The 26,886-nt window shown below is 63.6% G+C and carries 6 protein-coding genes; 5 read left to right on the top strand and 1 reads right to left on the bottom strand.

Annotation, left to right across the window (positions count from 1 at the left end; translation table 11 throughout):
* Positions 1-63: 63 nt before the first annotated feature.
* Positions 64-1,197: a cupin-like domain-containing protein gene (locus tag OC605_RS11730; protein WP_186565700.1), complete on the bottom strand. Its 1,134-nt coding sequence runs from the start codon at positions 1,195-1,197 to the stop codon at positions 64-66.
* A gap of 135 nt (positions 1,198-1,332) precedes the next feature.
* Here OC605_RS11730 and OC605_RS11725 point away from each other — a divergent pair, with 135 nt between their 5' ends.
* The 5 genes from OC605_RS11725 (at position 1,333) to OC605_RS11705 (ending at position 26,828) form a co-directional block, all read left to right on the top strand.
* Positions 1,333-2,073, top strand: a complete 741-nt coding sequence (locus tag OC605_RS11725; RefSeq protein ID WP_262137262.1) for a thioesterase II family protein — start codon at positions 1,333-1,335, stop codon at positions 2,071-2,073.
* A 34-nt stretch (positions 2,074-2,107) separates the two neighbouring features.
* Positions 2,108-3,091 (top strand): TauD/TfdA family dioxygenase, encoded by a 984-nt coding sequence (locus OC605_RS11720; RefSeq protein WP_262137260.1) that lies wholly within the window; start codon positions 2,108-2,110, stop codon positions 3,089-3,091.
* Positions 3,092-3,278: 187 nt separating this feature from the next.
* Positions 3,279-6,680: an amino acid adenylation domain-containing protein gene (locus OC605_RS11715; RefSeq protein WP_262137258.1), complete on the top strand. Its 3,402-nt coding sequence runs from the start codon at positions 3,279-3,281 to the stop codon at positions 6,678-6,680.
* Entirely contained in the window at positions 6,677-14,500 is a 7,824-nt protein-coding gene (locus tag OC605_RS11710; protein ID WP_262137256.1) for a non-ribosomal peptide synthetase, read from the top strand. Before OC605_RS11715 ends, OC605_RS11710 begins: the two co-directional genes overlap by 4 nt.
* Positions 14,501-14,513: 13 nt before the next feature.
* Positions 14,514-26,828: a non-ribosomal peptide synthase/polyketide synthase gene (locus tag OC605_RS11705; RefSeq protein WP_262137254.1), complete on the top strand. Its 12,315-nt coding sequence runs from the start codon at positions 14,514-14,516 to the stop codon at positions 26,826-26,828.
* Positions 26,829-26,886 lie beyond the last annotated feature (58 nt).

Genomic DNA, 26,886 nt, shown 5'->3' with positions numbered 1-26,886 from the left:
ATATCTTCATACCTGATACAACGCATTCGCGAGCAGGCTCGCTCCCACAGTTATTTTGCGGTGTTACCAGCCGCGTCCTGAGTTGATCCAGAAGTTGACGGACAGCGACGTCGACACCGACTCCACCTGATGGAACCAGCCCTCTGGCAAAAACAGCAGATCCCCAGCCTCCAGCGTCACTCGCAAAAACGTCACCTCCCGCGCTGCCGGGAAGCGCTCATAGTCCGGCGCATCCGGGTTGAAATCGCAGCCATCCAGGCCACCCTTGGGCGCGGTCGACCAGGTGCCCAGTGCCTCGCGGTGATGCGGCGCGGCAAGGGTGAATTTCTTCTGGCCCCAGACCTGGGCGAAGAGGTTGTCTGTGTCATCGCGGTGCAACGGCGTCAGCGTGCCCTTGGGGCCGATCCAGATGCGCGGCGGGATGAACAGCGACGTGTCGAAGTAGGGCGGGTACTGGATCTGCTGCAACAACTGCGCCGGCAGGATGTTGTTGCCCATGTACGCCGGCGGCTCGCCATCGGCGCCTTTGATTGCCGGGCTGTCCAGCGAGGCGATGAACTCGGCCATCGAGGTCGAGCGGAAATCACGCTCGGTGGAAAAGGTCTTCTTCACGTAATCGCCATGGCGGGTGATGCCCTGCAGTTCAGCGAAATGCACCAGTGATTCCTCGCGGCTCAGGCTGAACAATGGCCAGTCGTGCAGGGCATCGCTGATCACCAACGGAGTGCCGTTGGGCAGATAACGGGTTTCGAATTCGTGCCGGCTCAACTCGGCGCGCGCACGACGTTCGACGCTGGTCTGGCGAGGCAGCGCGGCAGTGAGCTTTTCGCTGAAGCGTGGCGGCGTCGGGTAGCGCTTGTTCATGTCGACCTTTTCCACCGTGCCGCCACCTTGGCGGGCGTGGTCGATGATCTGCGGCAACATCGTCGCCAGGCCCATGTTGCCGCCGATCTTCAGCCGCCCGCTGGCGAACAGTTCCTCGACGTTGACCACGCCGGCCATGATCCCGAGGAAGTCCTTTTGCGCCACTTCAATGGTCACGTCCGGGCTTGGGTGGCGCCCGACTTCCGTGCGCTGGCTGGTCTTGATGTCGTACCAGTACGCCTGCTGCGCGCTGAAAATGAACTGGAAAACCCCCTCGATGCCGACCGCGCCGGCGTTGGCGAACAACTTGCCCAGAATGCTCTGCAGGTCCACGGTGATTCCCTCGCGATTGTTGTTTTTTTCCTGAACAGGCAACGAGCGGCTGGCGAGGGAATTTAGCGACCGGCGACTAATTTGTCCGGCCAGTGATCCGTCTTTCTTGCAGACACATTTTTCAAGGAAAGCGCGGTGACCAAGCTGACATTGCTGTGCCTGCCCTATTCGGGCGCCAGCGCCATGGTTTACAGCCGCTGGCGGCGCCAACTGCCGACGTGGCTGCAATTGCAACCGGTTGAACTGCCGGGACGTGGCGCGCGGTTCGATGAACCGCTGCAAACCGACATGCGCGCACTGGCGCGGCAACTGGCGCGCGAGCACAAAGCGGGGCTGCAAGGCCCGTACGCGTTGTTCGGGCATAGCCTCGGTGCGTTGCTCGCCTGCGAACTGGCCCATGCCTTTCGCGAGTCGGGTGTGCCGGAGCCGCTGGCGCTGTTCGCCTCCGGCACCGCTGCGCCGTCCATGCGCAGCGATTACGACCGCGGCTTTGCCGAACCGCGCAGCGATGCAGAGCTCATCGAACAGTTGCGCACCTTTCAGGGCACCAGCGAAGAAATCCTCGCCAATGAGGAATTGATGAGCCTGACCCTGCCGGTGCTGCGCGCCGATTTCATGATGTGCGGCCGCTTTACGCCTGCCGAGCGGCCCTTGCTCAATTGCCCGGTGCACGTGCTCGGTGGCAAGGAAGACCGCGCCACCACCGAACAACTGATCGGCTGGAGCAAGGAGACCCTGGGCAGTTTCTCGGTGGACATGATGACCGGCGGGCACTTCTTCATTCATGAGCACGAAGCGCGGGTCATTCGCACGATCAAGACCCATCTGGAAGTGCATCACCGGCGCCATGCGCAGGCCGCGCAACCGGCGTTTTGAGACCGCCTCATCTATCATTTTCAGGAGGCCAGTCATGGCTGTTGCTCTGGGATTTTCCGTGCGGCCATTGCTGCCGCAGCGCGGGCGCTTGCCGCTGTTGGTCGAGGCGGGCGATGCCGACACCGATCTGTTGGCGGTATTCGCTGAATTGAAGGCCTTGGTCGACGAGCATTTGCTGCGCGACGGTGGCGTGCTGTTTCGCGGTTTTCGCCTCGATGGCGCCGAGCAGTTTCGCCAGTTTGCCGCGAGTTTCGGCCATCCGCTGCTGAACTACGAGTTCGGCTCTACGCCGCGCACCAACGTCACTCAAGGCGTGTACACCTCCACCGAATACCCGGCGCACCAGAGCATTCCGTTGCACAACGAACAGGCCTATTCCCGCGACTGGCCGATGAAGATCTGGTTCTACAGCATGATCGCTGCCAGGTCCGGAGGCGAGACGCCGATTGCCGACAGCCGCGAAGTCTACCGGCGCATCCCCATGGCGATCCGCGAGCGTTTCGTCAGTAAAGGCCTGATGTATGTGCGCAACTTCGGCAACGGCCTCGATGTCGCTTGGGAAGACGTGTTCAACACCGAAGACCGCGAAGTCGTCGAGGCCTACTGCAAGGCCCACGGCATTGTCTGCGAGTGGAAGGACGACGGTGAGCTACGCACGCGGCAGACCTGTCAGGCGGTGGCGGTGCACCCGGTGACCGGCGACCACGTCTGGTTCAATCAGGCGCACCTGTTTCACATCTCCAACCTGCCAGCGGACGTGCGCGAAAGCTTGCTCGACATCGTCGACGAAGAAGACCTGCCACGTAATGTCTACTACGGCGACGGCTCGCCGATCGAAGACGAAGTGCTGGCGCAGATTCGTGCGGTGCTCGACGACTGTGCGATCAGTTTCCCCTGGCAGGAGGGCGATGTGCTGATGCTCGACAACATGCTTTCGGCTCACGCGCGCTCACCGTTCGAAGGGCCGCGCAAAGTCATCGTGGCGATGGCCGAGGGGCATTCGCAGGACGTGCGCTGACCTGTTCGCAACCCTTCAACTGAAATGCCGAATCCGGGCCTGTACCGGCTTCGGCATTTGTCTGTCTGGCCTTTGTACCGTCGGGCCGTGATTGCCGCTGGCGCGCTAAATCGTTGCGCGGGCCATTCGTTCTTGTTGATACGACCGGGTCTCCAGGTCACGCCGCCGATCAGCAAGGACTCCACGCATGAATGCCGCAGACGCACAGAAACTAGCCCGACGCTTTATCGAATTGCCTCAGGACAAACGCCGTCTGTTCCTCGCCGGCATGGCCCGCGAAGGCATCGATTTTGCGCAGCTGCCCATGACCGCCTGCGACGGCATCGCCGAGCGTGACGGCCTGTCTTACGCGCAGCAGCGCATGTGGTTTCTCTGGCAACTGGAGCCGACCAGCGCCGCCTACAACCTGCCGATGGCGGTGCGTCTGGAGGGCGATCTGAACGTCGAGGCACTGGAACAGGCCTTCAGCCGTCTGGCGGCGCGCCACGAATGTTTGCGCACCACCTTCGGCCAGGACGGCGAGCGGGCCTTCCAGCGTGTGGCCGAACCTAAGCAACTGAAACTACCCGTGACTGACCTGAGCGAGTTGCCCCAAGCCCAGCGCTGGCCGCTGGCTCAGCAGCACATGATGGCCGAGGCGACCCAGGCCTTCGACCTGCAGAACGGCCCGCTGCTGAGTCTGCGGCTGTTGCGCCTGGCCGCGCAGGAACACGTGCTGCTGCTGACCCTGCATCACATCATCGCCGACGGCTGGTCGATGAACATCCTGATCGACGAACTCATGCGCACTTACGACGCGCTGGTCGCTGGGCGTGAACCGATGCTGGCGCCGTTGACCGTGCATTACCGCGACTACGCACTGTGGCAACGCAGCTGGCTGGAGGCCGGTGAGCGCGAGCGGCAACTGGACTACTGGCGCACGCAACTGGGCGACGAACATCCCGTGCTGGAATTGCCCACCGACCGCGCTTATCCGGCGCAAGCCAGCCATCAAGGCGCACGCCTGGAAACAGTGATCGACGCAGCTCTGCGCGAAGAACTGAAAAATCTTGCCCAGCGTCAGGGCGTGACCTTGTTCGTGGTGTTGCTGGCGGCGTTCAAGACCCTGTTGCATCGCTACAGCGGCCAGACCGATATTCGTGTCGGCGGGCTGATCGCCAACCGCACCCGCAGTGAAACCGAGGGCCTGATCGGCTTCTTCGTCAACACGCAGATTCTGCGCAGCGTGGTCACCGCACAAACGCCCTTCACCGAGTTGCTACAGAACCTGCGCCAGGCCGCCCTCGGCGCCCAAGCCCATCAGGATCTGCCGTTCGACGCCTTGATCGAAGCCCTGCAACCGGCGCGCAGCCAAAGCCACAATCCGCTGTTTCAAGTGATGTTCAACCACCAGCCGCTGGTTACCGATTTGCATCAGGCGCAACTCGCTTCAGGCTTGCGCGTGGGTTATCTGAGCGAAGAGCAACTGGCCGGCAGCGCTCGGCAACACGCGGCCACCAGTGACCTGATGCTCGACACCCGCGAGGAGGGCGAGCAACTGTTTGCAGCCTTCACTTACGCTACGGATATTTTTGATGCCGCAACCATTGCCGCGCTGGCCGGACATTGGCGCAACATTCTCCAGTCGGTGTGCCGTGATCCGCAGCAGTTGATCGGCGAAGTGGCGATGCTCGCCGACAGCGAACGGCAAGCGCTGATACAAGCGACTGCACCTGTGCCTCGGTTTACCAGCGTACAAAGCCTGTTCGAAGCGCAAGTCGCACGGACCGCGCAAGCGCCGGCGGTGCTGTTGGCCACCGCGCCTTCATGGGCATTCAGCTACGAGGAGCTCAACAGCCGCAGCAATCGCTTGGCCCATCAGTTGCGCGCACAGGGTGTCGGCCCGGACGTGCTGGTCGGCGTCGCGCTGGGACGTTCGCTGGAACTGGCGGTGGCGCTGCTGGCGGTGCTCAAGGCCGGTGGTGCCTATGTGCCGCTGGATCCGCAAACCCCAGCCGAACGCTTGCGCCAAGTGCTCGCTGACAGTGGTTTGCAACTGTTGCTCAGTGATCAGCAAAGCCTCGCCAGCCTGCCGCCGCTCGACGGCATCGAATGCCTGTGTCTGGAGCAGGTGCCCGCCAGCGAGCAGAGCGACAACCTGCCGGTCACGGTCGAGGCCGACAACCTCGCTTACGTGATCTACACCTCTGGCTCCACCGGGCGGCCGAAAGGCGTGGCGGTCAGTCATGGCGCGCTGAGCGAGTTCGTCGCCCGCGCCATCGACTACAGCGATCTGCGCGAAGGCGACCGGGTTCTGCAATTCGCCACCAGCAGCTTCGACGGTTTCGTCGAGCAGTTTTTCCCGCCGCTGTGCCATGGCGCCAGCGTGGTCATGCGCGATGCGCCGTTGTGGGACAGCGCGACGCTGCATCAGGTGATCATCGATCAGGGCATCACTCTGGCCGACCTGCCGGCGGCTTATTGGTATTGGCTGGTGCAGGAATACGCGGCGAAACCGCCGGCCAGTTTCGGCGCGCTGCGGCAGATTCACGTCGGCGGTGAAGCCATGGCGGTGGACGGCTTGCGTCTTTGGAAGCAGGCCGGGCTCGGCCATGTGCGCCTGCTCAATACCTACGGCCCGACCGAGGCCACGGTGGTCTCGACGATTCATGACTGCACCGCGCTGACCGCGCAGGACGTGTCGTGGCGTGGGATGCCGATCGGCAAAGGACTGGCAGCACGGCGTCTGTACGTGCTCGACGATGATCTGAACCTGCTGCCGCAAGGCGCGGTGGGCGAGTTGTACATCGGTGGGCTGGGGCTGGCGCGCGGTTATCACCGTCAGCCGAGCCTCAGCGCTGAGCGGTTCATCGCCGACCCTTTCGCCGATGGCCAGCGCCTGTACCGCACCGGCGATCGTGCGCGGCTGCGCGGCGATGGCGCGCTGGAATATGTCGGCCGGGTCGATCATCAGGTGAAGATTCGTGGCTTTCGCATCGAACTGGGCGAGATCGAATCGCGCCTGCAGCAATGTCCGCGCGTTCGCGAGGCAGTGGTGCTGGCGGTGCCATTCGCCGGCGGTGCGCAACTGGTCGCTTACGTGGTGACAGAACCTGAGGTGCTTGCCGGCGCGGCAACGCAAACGGCCTTCCGTCAGCAGACCCGCGCTGCGCTGCAAGCCAGCCTGCCGGATTACATGGTGCCGGGGCATCTGCTGTTGCTGGCGAACCTGCCGCTGACGCCGAGTGGCAAGCTCGACCGCAAGGCCTTGCCAGCGCCGGATCCGGCGCAGTTGCAGGGCGATTACCGTGCCCCGCAATCGCCGGCCGAACAATGTCTGGCGCAGGTCTGGGCCGAGGTGCTGCACGTGCCGCGTGTGGGCCTGGACGATCATTTTTTTGAACTGGGCGGCCATTCGTTGCTGGCCGCGCAGGTGATTGCGCGGGTCAAGGAGCAGATGGGCGTGGTGCTGCCGCTGCGCAGCCTGTTCGAAAAACCGCTGCTGGCGGATCTCGCAGAGGTGCTTGAGCAACTGGCCGAGGCGAGCGGCGACGACGACTGGTCCGACATGGATCAGTTCATGAATGCTTTGCAAGGAGAAGAAGTATGAGCGGCACGATGGCGGAACGTATTGCAAAAAGGTTCGTCGGCCTGCCGCTGGAACAGCGTCGGCTGTTTCTCGCCAAGCTGCGCGAGGAGGGCAAGGATTTCAGCCTGTTGCCGCTGCCGGTCAGCCGCCACGACTGCGCGCAGATTCCCCTTTCATTCGCCCAGCAACGCCTGCTGTTTCTCTGGCAACTGGAACCGCACAGCGCGGCATACAACATGGCCGCTGGCTTGCGTCTGAAAGGCCGGCTGGACGAGTCGGCCCTGAGCCGCTCGTTCGATCATCTGCTGGCGCGCCATGAAGTGTTGCGCACGGTGTTTCACACCGACGGTGATCAAGCGCATCAGCTGATTCTCGAACAACAAAGTATTGCGCTGGAACGCTTCGACCTGACTGGCACCGCCGCGCAAGAGCGCGAAGAACTGCTCGCGCAACACGTGCAAGACGTCACCGCGCAACCGTTCGATCTGCGCCATGGCCCGCTGTTGCGCGCCAGCCTGTTTGCCTTGGCCGAGGATGAGTTCGTGCTGGTGGTGAGCATGCATCACATCGTCTCCGATGGCTGGTCGATGGATGTCATGGTCAAGGAATTCGTGCAGTGCTATCAGGCGTTCAGCTTGCAGCGCGAGCCGCAACTGCCGGCGCTGCCGTTGCAATACGCCGACTATGCGATCTGGCAGCGGCGCTGGCTGGAGGCCGGCGAGGGCGAGCGCCAGCTCGACTACTGGCGTCAGCAATTGGGCGACGAACATCCGCTGCTCGAAGTGGCGCCGGACTTTGCCCGACCGCTGACGCAAAGCTTTGCAGGACAGACCCTGAGCTTTGATTTCGGCGCCGAGCTGTCGCAGCAGCTCAACGTTTTTGCGCGCAGCCAGGGCATCAGCCTGTTCATGCTGGTGCTGGCCGGGTTCTCGCTGTTCCTTTCGCGTCTGGCTGGCGAGCGCGACATTCGTGTCGGCGTGCCGAATGCCAACCGTGGCCGCGCCGAAGTCGAGGGGCTGATCGGTTTCTTCGTCAACACTCAAGTGCTGCGCTGCCAGGTCGATGAGCGCGGCAGTTTCGCCGATTTGCTCGCGCAGGTGCGTGAAGCGGCATTCGGCGCACAGGCACATCAGGAGTTGCCGTTCGAGCAACTGGTCGACGAATTGGTCGCCGAACGCACCCTGGGCCACAACCCACTGTTCCAGGCCAAGTTCAACCAGAACGTCGGCATGCAGAAACAGCGCTCGATGGCCTTGCCCGGCCTGACCGTCAGTGAATACCCGCTGGCCAAGGACGGCACGCACTTCGATCTGGCGCTGGACATTACCGACGACGGTGCGCTGATCCACGGCCAGATGACCTACGCCAGCGATCTCTATCGGGCGGAAACGGTCGCCGGTTTTGTACCGATGTTGCTGGATCTGTTTACCCAGTTGCTTGACTCGCCGCAGGCGCCATTGCACGCGGTTGCCACACCACGGCCTGCTGCGCTTGCCAGCCAACGCGAACCGGCGTTGACGGTGTTGCAGCACTGGGCGCGTGAAGTGGCGCGGCAGCCGCAGGCGTTGGCCGCTCGGGATCTCAAGCAAGCGGTGACTTTCCAGGCGCTGGATCAGGAGGCCAATCGTCTCGCCCATTATTTGCGTGCGCAGGGCGTCGATGTCGGCGACCCGGTGGCGGTGCTGCTGGAACGTTCGCTGGACTGGTTGACTTGCCTGTTGGCGATTCTCAAGGCTGGCGCGTTGTACATGCCCCTCGACGTCAAGGCACCGAGCGCACGCCTGCAACAGATGCTCGGGGCTGCGCAGGCACGGGCGTTGATCGCTGCCGAAAGCGATGCGCGGGTCAGCGAATTGGCGGGTGAGGGCTGTCAGGGCCTGGAGTTTGCCCCGGAGCAATGGCACTCGCTGCCGACATCCGCGCCTGAGCTGACGCTGTATGCGCAGTCGCCGGCCTACGTGATTCACACCTCCGGTTCCACCGGGCAGCCCAAGGGCGTGCTGGTCAGCCACGGCGCGCTGGGCAGTTACGTGCGCGGCGTACTCGAACGTCTCGCGCTGGCGCCGGAGGCGAGCATGGCGCTGGTCTCGACCATCGCCGCCGACCTCGGCTTCACCGTGCTGTTCGGCGCGCTGTGCTCGGGCCGACTGCTGCATGTGCTGCCGGAAGAACTCGGCTTCGACCCGGATCGCTTTGCCGATTACATGGCCCGCCATCGCGTTGGCGTGCTGAAAATTGTCCCCGGGCATCTCGCCGCGCTGTTGCAGGCGGCCAAGCCTGCCGATGTGTTGCCGGAACACGCGCTGATCGTCGGCGGCGAAGCCTGTTCGCCGACGTTGGTCGAGCGTGTGCAGCAACTGAAACCGGGCTGCCGCCTGATCAACCACTATGGCCCGAGCGAAACCACTGTGGGCGTGCTGACTCATGAGGTCGAAGAGCTCGCCGCGCTGGCGCGCAGTGTTCCGATCGGCACAGCGCTGGTCGGTGCTCATGTCTATGTGCTCGACGATGTGCTCAGCCCGGTGGCCGATCAGGTTGCCGGTGAGTTGTACATCGGTGGCGACAGCGTTGCCCTTGGCTACCTGAATCAGCCGGGGCTCACCGCTGAGCGTTTCCTGCCTGATCCGTTTGGGAACCCCGGCGCGCGGGTGTACCGCAGCGGCGACCGGGTCCGGCGCAATCGCGAGCAGGCGCTGGAGTTCATCGGTCGTGCCGACGACCAGGTCAAAGTGCGCGGCTACCGTGTGGAGCCTGCGGAAGTCGCGCGGGTGTTGCTCAGCCTCGACGGTGTCAGCGAAGCCGCCGTGCTCGCGCTGCCACTGGATGACGATCCGGCGCGCCTGCAACTGCTGGCGTGGTGCGTGCCGGCAGCGGGCGCGAAGGTGCAGGCGCAGGATCTGCGCGAGCAATTGCAGGCGCGGCTGCCGGATTACCTGGTGCCGGCGCAGTTGCTGTTGCTGGAAAAGCTGCCGCTGACCGCCAACGGCAAGCTCGACAAGCGTGCCTTGCCAGTGCCCGGGGTGGTTAGTCAGCAGTTCGTCGCGCCGGTCGGTGAGATCGAGGAAAAACTCGCAGCGATCTGGGCCGAAGTGCTCAAGCTTGAGCGGGTCGGCAGCAGCGATAACTTCTTCGAACTGGGTGGCGACTCGATCCTCAGCTTGCAGATCATCGCCCGGGCCAAGCGCCAGGGCATCAAGCTCAGCCCCAAGCAGTTGTTCGAAAAACAGACCATCGGCCAACTGGCTGCTGTGGCCAAACTGATCGAAGCGAAACCGGCTGCCGTCGCCGCACCAGTGGCACGCGGGCCGTTGCCGTTGCTGCCGATCCAGATGCGCTTCTTCGACACGCCGATTGCCCAGCGCCAGCACTGGAACCAGGCGGTGATGTTGCAACCGACCCTGGCGCTGGACGCCGCGCATCTGCGTACGGCGCTGGCAGCGTTGGTGGAACAGCACGAGGCCTTGGCCCTGAGTTTCGTTCAGTCGGGCGATAGCTGGCAGGCGTTGCCGCAGACTCAGTGCGATGCCGAACTGCTCTGGGTGCGCGAACTGGACAGCCTCGACGCTTTGCCAGCGCTGGCCGACGCGGCACAGCGCAGCCTCGATCTGCAACGCGGGCATCTGTTGCGCGCTGTGCTGGTCACTTTGCCGAATACCGAGCAACGTCTGTTGCTGGTGATTCATCACCTGGTGGTCGACGGCGTGTCGTGGCGCATTCTGCTCGAAGACTTGCAGCATGCTTACCAGGCATTGGCGGCGGGGACGGCGCCGGTGTTGCCAGGCCAGAGCAGTTCGCTGCACAACTGGGCCGAGCAGTTGCATCGTTTTGCACAGAGTGAGGCGCTGGCCGGCGAAAGTGCTTACTGGCAGCAGACCCTGGCGGGCGACGAAGCGGCACTGCCACGGGATTTCGCCGAGGACAGCCAGATTCGCGCACAGGCCGCCCGCGCCAGTACGCGCCTGAGTCCGGCACTGACCGACAAGCTGCTGAAAGTCGCCCCGGCGGCCTACCGCACGCAAATCAACGACCTGTTGCTGACCGCATTGGCGCGGGTGCTGTGTGACTGGAGCGAGCAGCCGTCGGTGTTGATCCAGCTCGAAGGCCATGGTCGTGAAGACCTGTTCGACGACATCGACCTGAGCCGCACGGTCGGCTGGTTCAGCAGCCTGTTCCCGGTGCGCCTGACCCCGCAGACGAGTCCCGCTGCGTCGCTGTGTGCGATCAAGGAGCAACTGCGCGCGGTGCCGGGCAAAGGCATCGGTTATGGCGTGCTGCGTTACCTCACGCGTGCTGCCGAGTTGCAGACGCTGGCGCAACCACGGGTAACCTTCAATTACCTCGGTCAGTTCGACGGCGCGTTCAGCGCTGAGCAGGGCGCGTTGTTCGTGCCAAGCGCTGACAGCACCGGCGCCAATCAGGATGGGCAAGCGCCGCTGGGCAATTGGCTGAGCGTCGACGGTCAGGTTCTCGGTGGTGAGCTGGAACTGACCTGGACCTTCGGCACCGGCATGTATCGCGCCGAGACCATCGAGGCGTTGGCCGAGGCTTATCGCTGCGAGCTGGAACGCCTGCTCGAACATTGCTGTGCGAGCGGCGCCGGTGGCGTGACACCCTCGGATTTCAACCTCGCCAACCTGACCCAGGCGCAGCTGTCGGCATTGCCGATGGCGCCGCGTGACATCGTCGATCTGTACCCGCTGTCGCCGATGCAGCAAGGCATTCTTTTCCACAGCCGCAACGAGCCGGACAGCCCGGCCTACACCAATCAGCTGCGCGTCGACGTCGAGCAGCTCGACGCCGAGCGCTTCCGCCACGCCTGGCAGCAGACCGTCGATACCCACGATATTCTGCGTACCGCGTTCGTCTGGCCGCAGGATGCCGCCGCGCCGGTACAAGTGGTGCGCAGCCGTGTGAAGATGCCGTGGCAAGTGCAGGACTGGCGCGGTCGCGCTGGCCTGGATGCCGCGCTTGATCATCTGGCCACTGAAGACCTGCATAACGGCTTCGATCTGCTCGACGCACCGCTGTTGCGCGTGACGTTGGTGCGCATCGATGAGCACACTCATCACCTGATCTACACCTGCCATCACATCCTCATGGACGGCTGGAGCACTTCGCAGTTGTTCGGCGAAGTGCTGCAACGTTACGCCGGCATCGTGCCGAGCGCAGGGCAGGGGCGTTATCGCGATTACATCGAGTGGCTCGGCCAGCGCGATCAGCAAGCCAGTCGGCAGTTCTGGAGCACGGCGCTGGCGGATCTCGAAGAGCCGACGCGACTGGCCAGTGCCATGCCGGTCAGGCACGCCGCCAGCGGCTATGCCGATCACGAGCATGTGTTCAGCGAACCGCTGACCGCCGAACTGAACCGCTTCGCCCGCGAGCAGAAAGTCACCCTTAACACGCTGGTACAAGCGGCGTGGCTGCTGCTGTTGCAGCGTTATACAGGCCAGGATCAAGTGGCGTTCGGCGCGACTGTCGCCGGGCGGCCAACCGATTTGCCGGGTGTCGAGCAGCAGATCGGCCTGTTCATCAACACCTTGCCGGTGGTGGCGGCGCCATCGCCGGAAATCGGCGTCAGCCAATGGCTGCAACAGGTGCAAGACCTCAACCTGGCCTTGCGCGAGCACGAACACACGCCGCTGTATGACATTCAGCGCTGGGCCGGGGCGGGTGCCGGCGCGTTGTTCGACAGCATTCTGGTGTTCGAAAACTACCCGATGGCCGAGGCCTTGGCGCAGGGCCCGCAGACGGGGCTGAAGTTCTCGGCAATCCGCCGTCAGGAGCAGACCAACTATCCGCTGACGCTGGTGGCGGTCACCGGCCGCGAGCTGAGTCTGGGCGTAAGTTACGATCAGGCCAGCTTCGACGTTCAAGCGATCAGCGCGTTGAGTGCGCAGTTGCAAGGCCTGCTCGAGCAGTTCCTCGCCGACGCCACACAGCCGCTGGGCGCGCTGGAACTGCTCGCCGAGCCACAACGGCAACAAGCGATCGAGTGGGGCAAGGCGCCGGTTACCACGCCGGATCAACGCACGGTGCTGGCGTACATCGCCGCGCAGGTGCAGCGTCAACCGCAGGCGAACGCGGTGCTGTTCGCTGAGCAATCCATCGATTACCAAAACCTCGATGCCCGGGCCAATCGTCTGGCGCACAAGCTGCAAGGCATGGGCGTCGGGCCGGAAGTGCGCGTCGGCGTGTGCATGCGCCGCACGCCGCAGATGCTGGTCGGCTTGCTGGCGATCCTCAAGGCCGGTGGCGCTTATGTGCCGCTGGACCCGGATTACCCGCAGGAACGCTTGCTGCACATGCTCGACGACAGCCGCGCGGCGGTGCTGCTCACTGAGCCAGCGGCATTGGCGATGCTGCCCGAAACCTTGAGTGCGCAGGTGCTGCTGGTGGACGAGAACGTCGCCAGCGAATACCCGGCCACTGCGCCGCTGGTTAACCTCGCGGCAGACAATCTGGCGTACGTGATCTACACCTCCGGCTCCACCGGCAAACCGAAAGGCGTAGCGATCAGCCACGGCAATCTATCGGCGCTGATTCAGTGGTCAGCGGGTGTCTATCGCGAAGAACAATTGCGCGGCGTGCTCGCTTCGACGTCGATCTGCTTCGATCTGTCGGTGTGGGAAATCTTTGTCACGCTGGCCTGCGGTGGCTGTCTGGTATTGGCCGACAACGCCTTGGCGCTGGCGGATTTGCCGGCGCGCGATCAGGTCACCCTGATCAACAGCGTGCCGTCGGCGATTGCCGCGTTGCAACGGGCTGGGCAGATTCCGGCTTCGGTCGGCACCATCAATCTCGCCGGCGAACCGCTCAAGCAGAGTGTGGTCGACAGCCTCTACGCCAGCACTCAGGTGCAGCAGGTTTACGATCTTTACGGGCCGTCGGAGGACACCACTTATTCGACCTTCACCCTGCGCACGCCGCAGGGTCGGGCGAACATTGGCCGGCCGCTGGACAACACCGTGGCGTACCTGCTCGACAGTCAGTTGCAGGCGCTGCCCGAGGGCGTGGCGGCCGAGCTGTACCTCGCTGGCGCCGGGGTGACGCGCGGCTATCTGCGCCGCGCCGCGCTGACCGCCGAACGCTTTGTGCCGAATCCCTACGCGACCAATGGCGAGCGCCTGTACCGCACCGGCGATCTGGTGCGCCAGGGCGACGATGGCAATATCGAGTACATCGGTCGCGCCGACCATCAGGTGAAGATTCGCGGTTTCCGCATCGAGCTCAGCGAGATCGAAGCGCGCCTGCTGGAACTCGACGATATCCTTGAGGCGGTGGTACTGGCGCAGGACGGCGCCGCCGGCAAACACCTGCATGCCTACCTCGTCGCCGCGCCGGACAGCGAGCGGTCGACGCTGGCCGAGCGGGTGCGCAATGCCTTGGCCAGTCGCTTGCCGGCGCACATGGTGCCGGGGCATCTGCACCTGATCGACGCGATCCCGCTGACGCCCAACGGCAAGCTCGATCGCAAGGCGCTGATGGCGTTGGGCGAGAGCCCGACGCATGAGCAATACCTAGCGCCGCAAAGCGATCTGCAATGGGAGGTCGCGACGATCTGGCAGGAAGTGCTGGAGGTCGAGCGGGTAGGGCTGGCGGACAACTTCTTCCAGCTCGGCGGTCATTCGTTACTGGCAACGCTGGTGGTGACCCGGGTGCAGGAACGTCTGGGCGACAAGGTGCCGCTCAAGGCGCTGTTCGAGACCGACACGCTCAAGGATTTCTGCGCGCGGATCGAAGCGCTGCGCGTCGAAATGTCGCCCGTTCAGGATGAATTGGCTAAATCACTGGAGGCCCTCAAACGTCTATCCCTCGATGATCTGGAAAAACTGATTTCTTGAGAGGGAAAAACGCGTGCAAGAGTTAATCGAGTCGGTAGGACAACTTTCGGCTAAGCAAAGAAAGGCTCTGGCGGTTCTGCTCAAGCAGAAAGGCGTCAACCTCTTTGACATTGCCCCGGTTTTCAAGCGCACGGCTGAAGAGCCGTTGCTGCTGTCCTACGCTCAGCAGCGCCAGTGGTTCCTCTGGCAGTGGGCACCGCACAGCGCGGCCTACAACATTCCGACGGCCCTGCGCTTGCAGGGGCCGCTCGATGTGCCGGCACTGGAACGCAGCATCGCGGCGCTGATCGAGCGCCACGAAACCTTGCGCACGGTGTTCTCTCAAGACAGCGCGCAACCCTTGCAAGTGGTCCTGCCCGCAGGACCTTTTACTCTCGATATTCATCACCTGAGCGCTGATCTGGCGAATGACCCGGAGCACTTGATCGAGGCTTTCGTTCAGACCCAGAGCCAGAAGACTTTCGATCTGCAGCACGGCCCGTTGCTGCGTGCCGCGCTGCTGCAGGTCAACCCCGCTGAGCATGTGCTGGTGCTGACCCTGCACCACATCGTTTCCGATGGCTGGTCGCTGCAAGTGATGATCGAGGAACTGGTGCAGCTCTATGCCGGTTTCAACCTCGGTCACGACGCCGGTCTGCCGGCCCTGCCGATTCAATACGCCGATTACGCCTTGTGGCAGCGCCAGTGGATGGAGGCCGGTGAGCAGGAGCGACAACTGGCCTACTGGCAGGAAAAGCTCGGCGGCGAACAACCGGTGCTGGAACTGCCGCTTGATCGCCCGCGCGCGGTCGATCAAAGCTTCGCCGGCGCCAGCCATAACCTGATTCTTGATCCGGCGCTGAGCAATGCCCTCAAGGCCTTTGCCCGGCAGGAAAACGTTACCCTGTTCGTGTTGCTGCTGGCCTCGTTTCAGGCCTTGCTGCATCGCTACAGCGGGCAAAGCGACATCCGTGTCGGCGTGCCGGTGGCCAACCGTGGCCGGGTGGAAATCGAGCGCCTGATCGGCTTCTTCGTCAACACCCAGGTGCTCAAGGCGGATGTCGACGCAGAGCTGCCGTTTATCGAACTGCTGCGTCAGGTCAAACAGACGGCGCAGGAGGCGCAGGCGCATCAGGATTTGCCCTTCGAGCAACTGGTCGAAGCGCTGGAACCGGGCCGCAGCCTCAGCCACAGTCCGCTGTTCCAAGTGATGTTCAACCACCAGGCCGAGCGCCGCGCAAGCGTCGCCACGCGCCTGAACGGCCTGAATATCGAACCGCTGGAATGGCAGAGCCAGACCGCGCAATTCGACCTGACCCTCAACACCACCGAACAGGCCCACGGCATCGAAGCCGTGCTCAAGTACGCCACTGATCTGTTCGACGCAGCGACCATCGAGCGCCTGGCGCAGCACTGGACCGCGCTGTTGCAAGCGATCGTTGCCGAGCCGGCCCAGCGCATCGGCCAATTGCCGATGCTTGACGCCGGCCAGCAGCAACAGCTATTGGCGCAATGGAATCCGTCGCTGATTGAACAACCGCTGACCCAGTGCATCCAGCAAGCCATCGAGGCCCAGGCCGAGCGGCATGCCGATGCGGTGGCGGTGAGCTGTGCAGGGCAACGCCTGACCTACGCCGAACTCAATCACCGCGCCAACCTGTGGGCGCATACGCTGATCGAGCAGGGCGTCGGCCCGGACGTGCGCGTCGGCGTTGCGGTGGAGCGTTCGCTGGACATGATCGTCGCCATTCTCGCGGTGCTGAAGGCCGGCGGCGCCTATGTGCCGCTGGACCCGAGCTACCCGGATGACCGCTTGAGCTACATGATCGACGACAGCGGCATTCACTTGCTGTTGACCCAGGCGCATTTGCTCGGGCAATTGCCGCTGCCGCCGGGGCTGATCTGCCTCGATCTGGATCAAACGCCGGAACACGGCATCGCAAGCAACCCGCCATGCCTGACCACGCCGGACAATCTGGCCTACGTCATCTACACCTCCGGTTCCACCGGCAAACCCAAGGGCGCCTTGCTGCCGCACGGCAACGTGATGCGCCTGTTCAGCGCCACCGAGCACTGGTTCGATTTCGGCGCGCAGGACAGCTGGACGCTGTTCCATTCCTACGCGTTCGACTTTTCCGTGTGGGAGATTTTCGGCGCGCTGCTGTACGGTGGCAAACTGGTGGTGGTGCCGCACGACGTCAGCCGTTCGCCGGAGGATTTCTATACGCTGCTGTGCGATGAAAACGTCACGGTGTTGAACCAGACACCTTCGGCATTCAAACCACTGATGCAGGTCGCCTGCGAGTCGAGCCGCAGCAATGCCCTGCGTTACGTGGTGTTCGGCGGCGAGGCGCTGGAAGTACAAAATCTGCGTCCGTGGTTCGAGCGTTTTGGCGACCGCACGCCGACGCTGATCAACATGTACGGCATCACCGAAACCACCGTGCACGTGACTTACCGGCCGTTGTCGCTGGCCGATCTGCAGAGCAATCACAGCAGCCCGATCGGCGCGCCGATTGTCGACCTGTCGTGGTACTTGCTCGACAGTTCGCTCAACCTGGTGCCGCAAGGCTGCATCGGCGAGTTGTACATTGCTGGCGCCGGTCTGGCCCGTGGTTATCTGAATCAGGCCGGCATGAGCGCCACGCGCTTCGTGCCCGACCCGTTCAACCGCAAGGCCGGCCAGCGTCTGTACCGTACCGGCGACCTCGCTCGGCTGCGCGGCGATGGGGTGATCGAGTACATCGGGCGTATCGACCACCAAGTGAAGATCCGTGGTTTCCGCATCGAGCTCGGTGAAATCGAAGCGCAACTGCTCAAGCATCCGCAGGTGCGCGAAGCGGTGGTGCTGGCGGTGGACGGCGTCAGCGGCCAGCAACTGGCGACCTGGGTCGTGCCGGTTGAGACATTGAACGCGGACGAGCAGGGCGCGTTGCGCGATTCGATCAAGGCGCACCTGCGCGAAACCCTGCCGGATTATATGGTCCCGGTCAGTTGGGCGTTCCTCGACCGACTGCCGCTGACCGCCAACGGCAAGCTCGATCGCAAACAACTGCCGCAGCCGGATGTTGCGCAGGTGCAAGAGGCCTACGCGGCGCCGCGCAGTGAACTGGAACAGCGTCTGGCGGAGATCTGGCAGGACGTGCTCAAGGTTGAACGGGTCGGCCTTCACGACAACTTTTTCGAGCTGGGCGGCGATTCGATCATATCGATTCAAGTGGTCAGTCGCGCGCGGCAGGCCGGCATTCGCTTTACGCCCAAGGACATTTTTCAGCACCAGACCGTGCAGCGTCTGGCCACCGTCGCGCAGCAGAGCGATGCGGTGCAGACGGAGCAGGGCGAGGTGCTTGGCGAAGCGCCGCTGACGCCGATCCAGCAGTATTTCTTCCACAGCGACATCCCGGCGCGGCATCACTGGAACCAGTCGATCCTGCTGACCCCGGCGAAAGCCCTGCAAGCCACGGCGCTGCAACAGGCGCTGGCGCAGGTGCAAAAGCAGCATGACGCCTTGCGTCTGCGTTATCGCCAAACCGAGCAGGGCTGGCAGCAAAGCCACGGCACGGCGGATCAGCCACAAGCGTTGTTGCGCACTTTCACGCTGGACGACAGCGCGGCATTGCCAGCGCTGTGCCTGGACCTGCAACGCAGCCTCGATCTGCACAACGGCCCGCTGATCCGCGCGGCGCTGATCGATTTGCCGGACGCCAGTCAGCGTCTGTTGCTGGTGATTCATCACCTGGTGGTCGATGGCGTGTCGTGGCGGATCCTGCTCGAAGACCTGCAGAACGCCTATCAGCAGATCAGTGCCGGGCAGAGCGTGAACCTGCCGGCCAAGACCAGTGCATTCAAGGACTGGGGCTTGCGCTTGCAAGAACATGCGCGCAGCGCGGCGCTGAACAGTGAGCTGAGTTACTGGCGCGAGCAGTTGCTCGACGCGCCGCTCGGTTTGCCATTGGACAATCCGCAGGGCCAGTTGAACAACCGCTTCGAACGCAGCGTCGACACGCGGCTGGACGCCGAGCGTACCCGCCAGCTGCTGCAACAGGCCCCGGCGGTCTACCGCACCCAGGTCAACGACCTGCTGCTGACCGCGCTGGCGCGAGTGTTGTGTGAGTGGACTGCAAGCGACAGTGCGTTGGTGCAACTCGAAGGCCATGGCCGCGAAGATCTGTTCGATGACATCGACCTGAGCCGCACCGTGGGCTGGTTCACCAGCATGTTCCCGGTACGCCTGACACCAAACGCCAGCCTGGAAAGCTCGATCAAAGGCATCAAGGAACAACTGCGCGCGATCCCCAACAAGGGTATCGGCTATGGCTTGCTGCGTTATCTCGGCACCGCCGACGCACAAGCGGCGTTGCATGAACTGGCGCAACCGCAGGTGACGTTCAACTACCTCGGCCAGTTCGATAACAACTTCGATGAAGGCGTCTTGTGGCGGCCGGCCACCGAGGACAAGGGCGCCGGTCAGGACGCAAACGCGCCGATGGCCAACTGGCTGACCATCGATGGCCGGGTTTATCAGGGCCAGTTGAGCCTGACCTGGACCTACAGCAGCGACATCTTCGAAGAAACGACCATCGCCGCTCTGGCCCGCGCCTACGAAGTGGCGCTGAGCGAATTGATCGACCACTGCCTCAGCCATGCGGGCGGCCTCACGCCGTCCGACGTGCCGCTGGCCGGTTTGTCCCAGGCGCATCTGGACAGCCTGCCGATTGCCGCCCAGCGCATCGAGGACATCTATCCGCTGGCGCCGATGCAGCAGGGCATTCTGTTCCACAGCCTGTACGACGCCGACGCCAGCGCCTACGTCTATCAGATGCTGCTGGACATCGACGGCCTCGACGTTGCGCGGTTCCAGCAAGCCTGGCAGCGGGTGGTCGATCGCCATGAAGTGCTGCGCGCAGGTTTCATCTGGGGCCGCGAGGGCCTCGACGCGCCATTGCAGGTGATCAATCGCCAGCTGACGTTGGAAATGCCGGAAATCGATGTGCGCGATGCCGCTGATCTGCCGGCCGTGCTTGAGGCGCGGGCGCAAGCCGACCGTGAACGCGGCTTCGATCTGCAGAATCCACCGCTGTTGCGCCTGTGCCTGCTGCGCACTGCCGACGATCGCCATCGACTGATTTTCACTTGTCACCACATCCTCATGGATGGTTGGAGCAACTCGCGGATGTTCGGCGAGGTGCTGCAGGATTACGCCGGCCAGTCGGTGCCGAGCGCGCAGGGTCGCTATCGCGATTTTCTGGTCTGGCTGCAGGGCCAGGACAAGGCTGGGGCGCAGGAATTCTGGCGCGGGCAACTGGCCGAACTCGACGAGCCGACCCGACTGGCCTCGGCCTGCCACGGACGCACCGTGCCGGGGCCGGGCAAACAGATGCATCGTCTGCATTTCGACGAAGCGTTGACCCAGCGTCTGAACGCCTTCTCCCGTCAGCAACAGGTGACCCTCAACAGCCTGGTGCAGGCCGCGTGGCTGCTGGTGTTGCAGCGCTACACCGGGCAGGCCACGGTGGCGTTTGGCGCTACGGTATCCGGGCGTCCGGTGGATTTGCCGGGCATCGAGGAGCAACTGGGGCTGTTCATCAACACTCTGCCGGTGATCGCCAGCCCGCAGGCCAGCCTCAGCGTCGGTGACTGGGTGCGCAGCGTGCAGGACAAGAACCTGCTGTTGCGCGACTACGAACAGACGCCGTTGCAGGACATTCAGCGTCTGGCCGCATTGAGTGGCGAAGCGCTGTTCGACACTTTGCTGGTGTTCGAGAACTACCCGGTGTCCGAAGCGCTGGAGGCCAATCCGGGCGGGCTGCGTTTTTCCGGTCTGGAGCATCGCGAGCAGACCAACTACGGTCTGACCCTGATTGCCGGCGCCAGCGAAGTGCTCAACCTCGATTTCAACTACCTCACCGAGCACTTTGCCGAGCGCAGCGTGCTCGCTCTGGCCGCGCATCTGCGTGAAGTGCTCGAGCAATTTATCGCAGCGCCGCAGCGGGCACTCGGCGAGATCGGTCTGCTGCCGCTGGCCGAACGGCAGACGCTGGCGCAGTGGAACGACAATCACGCGGCTTATCCGGCCGAGCGGTTGATTTCGCAGAGCTTTGAAGCGCGGGTCGCAGCGCATCCGCAGGCACTGGCGTTAAGTCATGCCGGCGTGGCCCTGAGCTACGGCGAACTGAACCGGCGGGCAAACCAGTTGGCCCGGCATCTGGTGACGCTGGGTGTCACCGCGGAAGTGCGCGTCGGCGTGGCGCTGCCGCGTTCGGCGGAACTGGTGATCGCCCTGATGGCGGTGCTCAAGGCCGGCGGCACCTACGTGCCGCTGGACCCGGACTACCCGGCCGACCGCGTGGCCTACATGCTCGACGACAGCCAGGCGAAAGTCCTGCTGACCCAGCAAGCCTTGCTGGCGCAACTGCCGTCCAGCGAAGCGCAAGTGGTGCTGGTCGAGGCCGGCGGCGAGGCGTTTGCATCGCAGGCGCCGGACAACCTGCCGGCGCGCGCCGACTCGGCCAATCTTGCCTACGTGATCTACACCTCCGGTTCCACCGGCAAACCGAAAGGCGTGGCCATCGCCCATCGCAACGTGCAGGCGCTGATTCACTGGTCCGCCGAGGTCTACAGCGAGGACGATCTGCAAGGCGTGCTGGCCTCGACGTCGGTGTGCTTCGACCTGTCGGTGTGGGAGATTTTCGTCACCCTGGCGCGCGGCGGGTCCATGGTTATGGCGCGCAATGCTCTGGAGCTGCCGGACTTGCCCGAGCGTGATCAGGTGCGCCTGATCAACACCGTGCCGTCGGCGATTGCCGCGTTGCAACGCATCGGCCAGATCCCGTCGTGTGTGCGCATCATCAATCTGGCCGGCGAGCCGCTCAAGCAGGCGCTGGTCGACACCTTGTACCGCGAAACTTCGGTCGCCCACGTTTACGATCTGTACGGGCCTTCCGAAGACACCACGTATTCGACCTGGACCCGCCGTGAACTCGGTGGCCAGGCCAATATCGGCCGACCACTGCGCAACACCACCGCGTACCTGCTCGACGGGCAATTGCAGGCAGCACCGCTCGGCATCGCAGCGGAGCTGTATCTGGCCGGTGACGGCATCACCCGTGGCTATCTGTTGCGCCCGGGCCTGACCGCCGAACGTTTCGTGCCCAACCCGTTGGCGAGCAACGGCGAGCGCATGTACCGCACCGGCGACCTGTCGCGTTTCATGGACGACGGCCGTATCGAATACGTCGGCCGCATCGACCATCAGGTCAAGGTGCGCGGCTTCCGTATTGAACTGGGTGAAATCGAAGCGCGTCTGCTGGCCCAGGCCAGCGTGCGCGAAGGCGTGGTGCTGGCGGTGGACGGCGTCGGCGGCCAGCAACTGGTGGCTTATGTGGTACCGGCCGAGGCCGATCAAAGCCCCGCGCAACTGGACGCGCTGAGTGCTGAGTTGCAAGCCGCGCTCAAGGCGCATCTGCCGGACTACATGGTGCCGGTGCAGTGGCTGTTCCTCGAACAATTGCCCCTGACACCCAACGGCAAACTTGATCGCAAGGCTTTGCCGGCAGCGGATGCCAGCCAGGCACAACGCGATTACGTCGCGCCGTCGACGCCGCTGGAGCAGCAGCTGGCCGAGGTCTGGCAGGACATTCTGAAGATCGAGCAGGTTGGCGTGACCGACAATTTCTTCGCCCTCGGCGGTGATTCGATCATCTCGATTCAACTGGTAAGCCGCGCGCGTCAGCAGGGCATTTGTTTCACGCCCAAAGACCTGTTCCAGCAACAGACGGTGCAGAAACTCGCCGCAGTGGTTTCGCTGGCAGACGCGCAATCCGCCAGCGCTGCCGACTACCCGTTGGCGCAACTGGATCAGGCGCAGCTCGATGCCTTGCCGGTGCCGGCGGAGCTGATCGAAGACGTCTATCCGCTGTCGCCGATGCAGGAAGGCATGCTCTTCCACACCCTGTCGGATAACGGCAGCAGCCTTTACGTGCAACACGTCAGTCTGCCGATCAAGGGCCTCGACGTTGAGCGTTTCCGCCGGGCCTGGGAATTCATCATTGTGCGTCAGGCGATCCTGCGCACCAGTTTCCATTGGCAGGATGGGCTGGCCAAGCCGTTGCAGGTCGTCCATCGCCAGGCGCCGCTGCAGATGCAGGTGCTCGATTGGCGTGGGCAGGACTGCAGCGAGGCGGCGATTGCCGAGTTCGCCAGCGCTGATCGTGCGCTGGGCTTCGACTTGGCTGAAGCGCGATTGCAGCGGGTGACCCTGCTGCAGCTGGGCGACGAGCAGTACCAGATGATCTGGACCAGCCACCACATCCTGATGGACGGCTGGAGCAGTTCGCGGCTGTTCGGCGAGGTCTTGCAGTACTACTCCACGGGCGAGGTGACTGGCGAAAATGGCCGCTATCGCGACTTCATTGCCTGGTTGCAGGCGCAGGATCAGGATGCCCAGGAGCTGTTCTGGAAGGCGCGTCTGGCGGTGGTCAACGAACCGACCGCGCTGAGTCAGGCGATGCACCCGCGTCACAGTGCCGACGTTACCGGTCACGATGCGCTCTATTCGAATTGGGACAAGGCGCAAACCGCGCGCCTGCTGGAGTTCTGCCGCGATTTGCGCATCACCCCCAACACGCTGATTCAGGGCGCGTGGCTGCTGCTGTTGCAACGCTACACCGGCCAGCAGACGGTGACCTTCGGCGCCACCGTATCAGGGCGTCCGGAAAGTCTGCCGAACGTCGGCAACATGCTCGGCCTGTTCATCAACACCTTGCCGATCATTCAGACCCCGCAGGCCGATCAGCGTCTGGCCGACTGGCTGGGTGAAGTGCAGGCCTACAACCTCGACATCCGCGATTACTCCCAGGCACCGCTGGCCGATGTGCAGCGCTGGTCGAACCTCGGTGGTCAGGCGCTGTTCGACAGCATCGTGGTGTTCGAGAACTTCCCGATCGACGAGCGCTTGCAGGAAGAAACCAACACCGAGCTGACCTTCGGCAAATCCATCGGCCACGGCGTGACCAACGTGCCGATGGACCTTGCGGTGATGCTCGGCGACGAGTTGTCGATCGAGTACCTGTACCTGCGCAGCCACTTCAGCGCCGAGGCGGTAGAAGGCATTCGCCTGACCCTGGAAAACACCCTCGCGGCGATGATGGCCGCGCCGTATGAGCGGCTGGGCAACTTGCAGCGTCTGTCCGCTGAACAATGGCAAGCGGCGCAGGCCTGGAGCGCCGAGCCGGCGCACCGCCATGAGCCTCGCCTGTTGCCGGAGTTGATCAGTCGTCATGCGCAACAGCAGCCCGACGCGATCGCGGTGCAATGCGCCGGCGAAAGCCTGAGCTACGCCGAACTGGAGCGGCAGGCCAATCGACTTGCGCAGTGCCTGATTGCCCACGGCGCCGGGCCGGAAGTGGTGATCGGCGTGGCATTGCCGCGCTCGCTGGAAATGCTGGTGAGTTTCCTCGCCGTGCTCAAGAGCGGTGCGGCGTACGTGCCGCTGGACATCGATTATCCGCCCGAGCGCTTGACGTACATGATCGAAGATTCGCGCATGGCCCTGCTGCTGACGCAAACCAGCCTGCGCGCGACATTGCCTGCACCACAAGGCGTGCGGCGTCTGGAAATCGATCAACTCTATCGCAGTCTTTACAGCGATGCTGCCCCGGTCTGCGATGTTCACGAGCAGAGCCTGGCCTATCTGGTTTACACCTCCGGTTCCACCGGACGGCCGAAAGGCGTGGCCGTGACCCAGGGACCGCTGAGCATGCATTGCCAGGCCATCGCCGAGCTGTACGAAATGGACGCGAGCAGTTGCGAGTTGCACTTCATGTCGTTCGCTTTCGACGGCGCCCATGAACGCTGGCTGAGTACCTTGTACAGTGGCGGTCGTCTGGTGATTCGCGACGGATGCCTGTGGACGCCGGAGCAGACCTATCAGGCCCTGCACGATTACGGCGTGACCATCGCCTGTTTCCCGCCGGCCTATCTCAAACAACTCGCCGAGTACGCCGCCGCCAGTGGCATCGCACCACCGCCAGTGCGCATCTACTGCTTCGGTGGCGATGCGGTGCCGGAGCAGACTTTCGAACAGGTCAAAGCCGCGTTGCGTCCGCAGTTCTTCACCAACGGCTACGGCCCGACCGAAACCGTGGTCACGCCGATGCTCTGGAAAGTCGCCATCAGCCAGCACTGCGAAGCGGCGTATGCGCCGATCGGCCGCGCGGTCGGTGCGCGGTCGCTGTACGTGCTCGACGACGATCTGAATCCGCTGCCGCCGGGTTTTGCCGGTGAGTTGTACATCGGCGGTTTCGGCGTCGCTCGCGGTTATTACGGGCGCCCCGACCTGACCGGCGAGCGCTGCGTGCCCAACCCGTTTGCGCCCGGCGAGCGCCTGTACCGCAGCGGCGATCTGGTGCGCCGCCGCGCGGACGGCGTGGTCGATTACGTCGGGCGCATCGACCATCAGGTCAAGGTGCGTGGCTTCCGCATCGAGCTGGGCGAAGTCGAGGCCAGCCTGCGTCAGTTGCCGGCGGTGAGCGATGCGCTGGTGATTGCCCGCGACAATGCCTCCGGCAAGCAACTGATCGGTTATGTGGTCACCGCCACGGGTGATGATATCGGCGATGAACTCAAGGCCGGGCTGCGTGCTTCGCTGCCGGAATACATGGTGCCGGCGCAGATCGTCTGCCTCAGCGCATTCCCGGTCACGCCCAACGGCAAACTCGATCGCAAGGCCCTGCCGGAGCCGGAGTTCAAAAGTGACGAATATGTAGCGCCGCGCACCGAGCAGGAACGCCTGCTGGCGGAAATCTGGGCGCAAGTGTTGCAGGTCGAGCAGGTCGGTATCAGCGATAACTTCTTTGAACTGGGCGGCGATTCGATCCTCAGCCTGCAAGTGATCTCGCGGGTGCGAAACCACCCGACGCTGCAGATGGAGCTGAAGCTGCGCGATCTGATGCGCTATCAAACCATCGCCGGCATTCTCGAGCAGCAAGTGGCGAAGGAGGGCGCCGGGCAAGCGCTGCCGGACCTGACTCAGGTTGCCGCAGAGGGCGCGTTCAATCTGCTGCCGATCCAGCAATGGTTCTTCGCCGAAGGCATGGCCGAGGCGCATCACTACAACCAGTCGTTGCTGCTCAGCGCACGTCAGCCGCTGGATCTCGATGCACTGGAACAGGCGCTGGGCTTGATCGAACAGCATCACGATTCGCTGCGCCTGCGTTTTTCCAACGACGGCGGACGCTGGTTGCAGCGCTACAGCACCAGCGCCTCCGACGAGGCTGTGCTGTGGCGCCGTGAAGCGCAAAGCAGCGAAGAGGTCGAAGCCTTGGCCAACCTCGCGCAGCGTAGCCTCAAACTCAATGACGGGCCGGTCTGGCGGGTCATGCATGTGGCGTTGCCGGATGGTCAGGCGCGGTTGCTGGTGGTAATTCATCACCTGGTGGTCGACACCGTGTCGTGGCGGATTCTGCTCGACGATCTGAAAGTCGCTTATGAGGCGTGCGTGCAGGGGCTGACGCCGCAGCTGCCGATTCGTACCAGCAGTTACCGTTCGTTTGCCGAAGCGTTGCAGGCGCAGGCGCCGGTGATTGCCGAGCAGGAATTGAACTATTGGCTGGAGCAACTGGATCAACCGGGCGTTGATCTGCCGTGCGATAACCCGCGTGGCAAGAACCTTGTGCGGCAACAGGCGCAGGCACGGCTCAAGCTGTCCCGCGAGCACACCGAACAACTGCTCAAACAGGCCCCGGCGGTGTACGGCACGCAGATCAACGACTTGCTGCTGTCAGCGCTCAGCCGCGCGCTGTGCCGCTGGAGCCAGCAACCGTCGGCGCTGATTCTGCTTGAAGGGCACGGTCGCGAAGACCTCTTCGAATCGATCGACCTGAGCCGCAGCCTCGGCTGGTTCACCAGCATGTTCCCGGTGCGTTTGCGCCCGGACAGCGACGACATCGGCCAGTCGATCATCGATGTGCAGGCGCAACTGGCGGGCGTACCGCAGAAGGGCATCGGCTACGGCGTGTTACGTCATCTGGCCGGGCCGGAAATCTCGGCGCAACTGGCTGCATTGCCGCAGGCACGGGTGACGTTCAATTACCTCGGGCAGTTCGACCAGAGCTTCGATGAACAGGCGTTGCTGGTGCCGGCACTGGAAGAGACCGGCGACAACTACAGCCTCAAGGCGAACCTGGGCAACTGGCTGGAAATCGTCGGCCAGGTCTATGACGGGCAACTGGCCTTGCGCTGCATTTACAGCAGCCAGCGTTACCGCGCCGGCACCATGAATGCGCTGATGAGCGATTACCAGCGCGAGCTTGAAGCGTTGATCGAACATTGCATGGCGCGGGTGGGTTGATCGCCCGGCCTTTTGCGCGGGCGCTGCCCAGGCGCGCCCGTCCTATCGCGGATACAAG

This window comes from Pseudomonas sp. Marseille-Q5117 (assembly GCF_946901175.1).
GTDB classification, from domain to species: domain Bacteria; phylum Pseudomonadota; class Gammaproteobacteria; order Pseudomonadales; family Pseudomonadaceae; genus Aquipseudomonas; species Aquipseudomonas iranensis.
This window is presented reverse-complemented; position numbering and strand designations above follow the sequence as displayed.

Excerpts from the sequence above, each read along its gene's own strand:
- OC605_RS11720 (WP_262137260.1), top strand. The coding sequence starts at position 2,108 with ATGGCTGTTGCTCTGGGATTTTCCGTGCGGCCATTGCTGCCGCAGCGC.
- OC605_RS11715 (WP_262137258.1), top strand. The coding sequence starts at position 3,279 with ATGAATGCCGCAGACGCACAGAAACTAGCCCGACGCTTTATCGAATTG.
- OC605_RS11710 (WP_262137256.1), top strand. The coding sequence starts at position 6,677 with ATGAGCGGCACGATGGCGGAACGTATTGCAAAAAGGTTCGTCGGCCTG.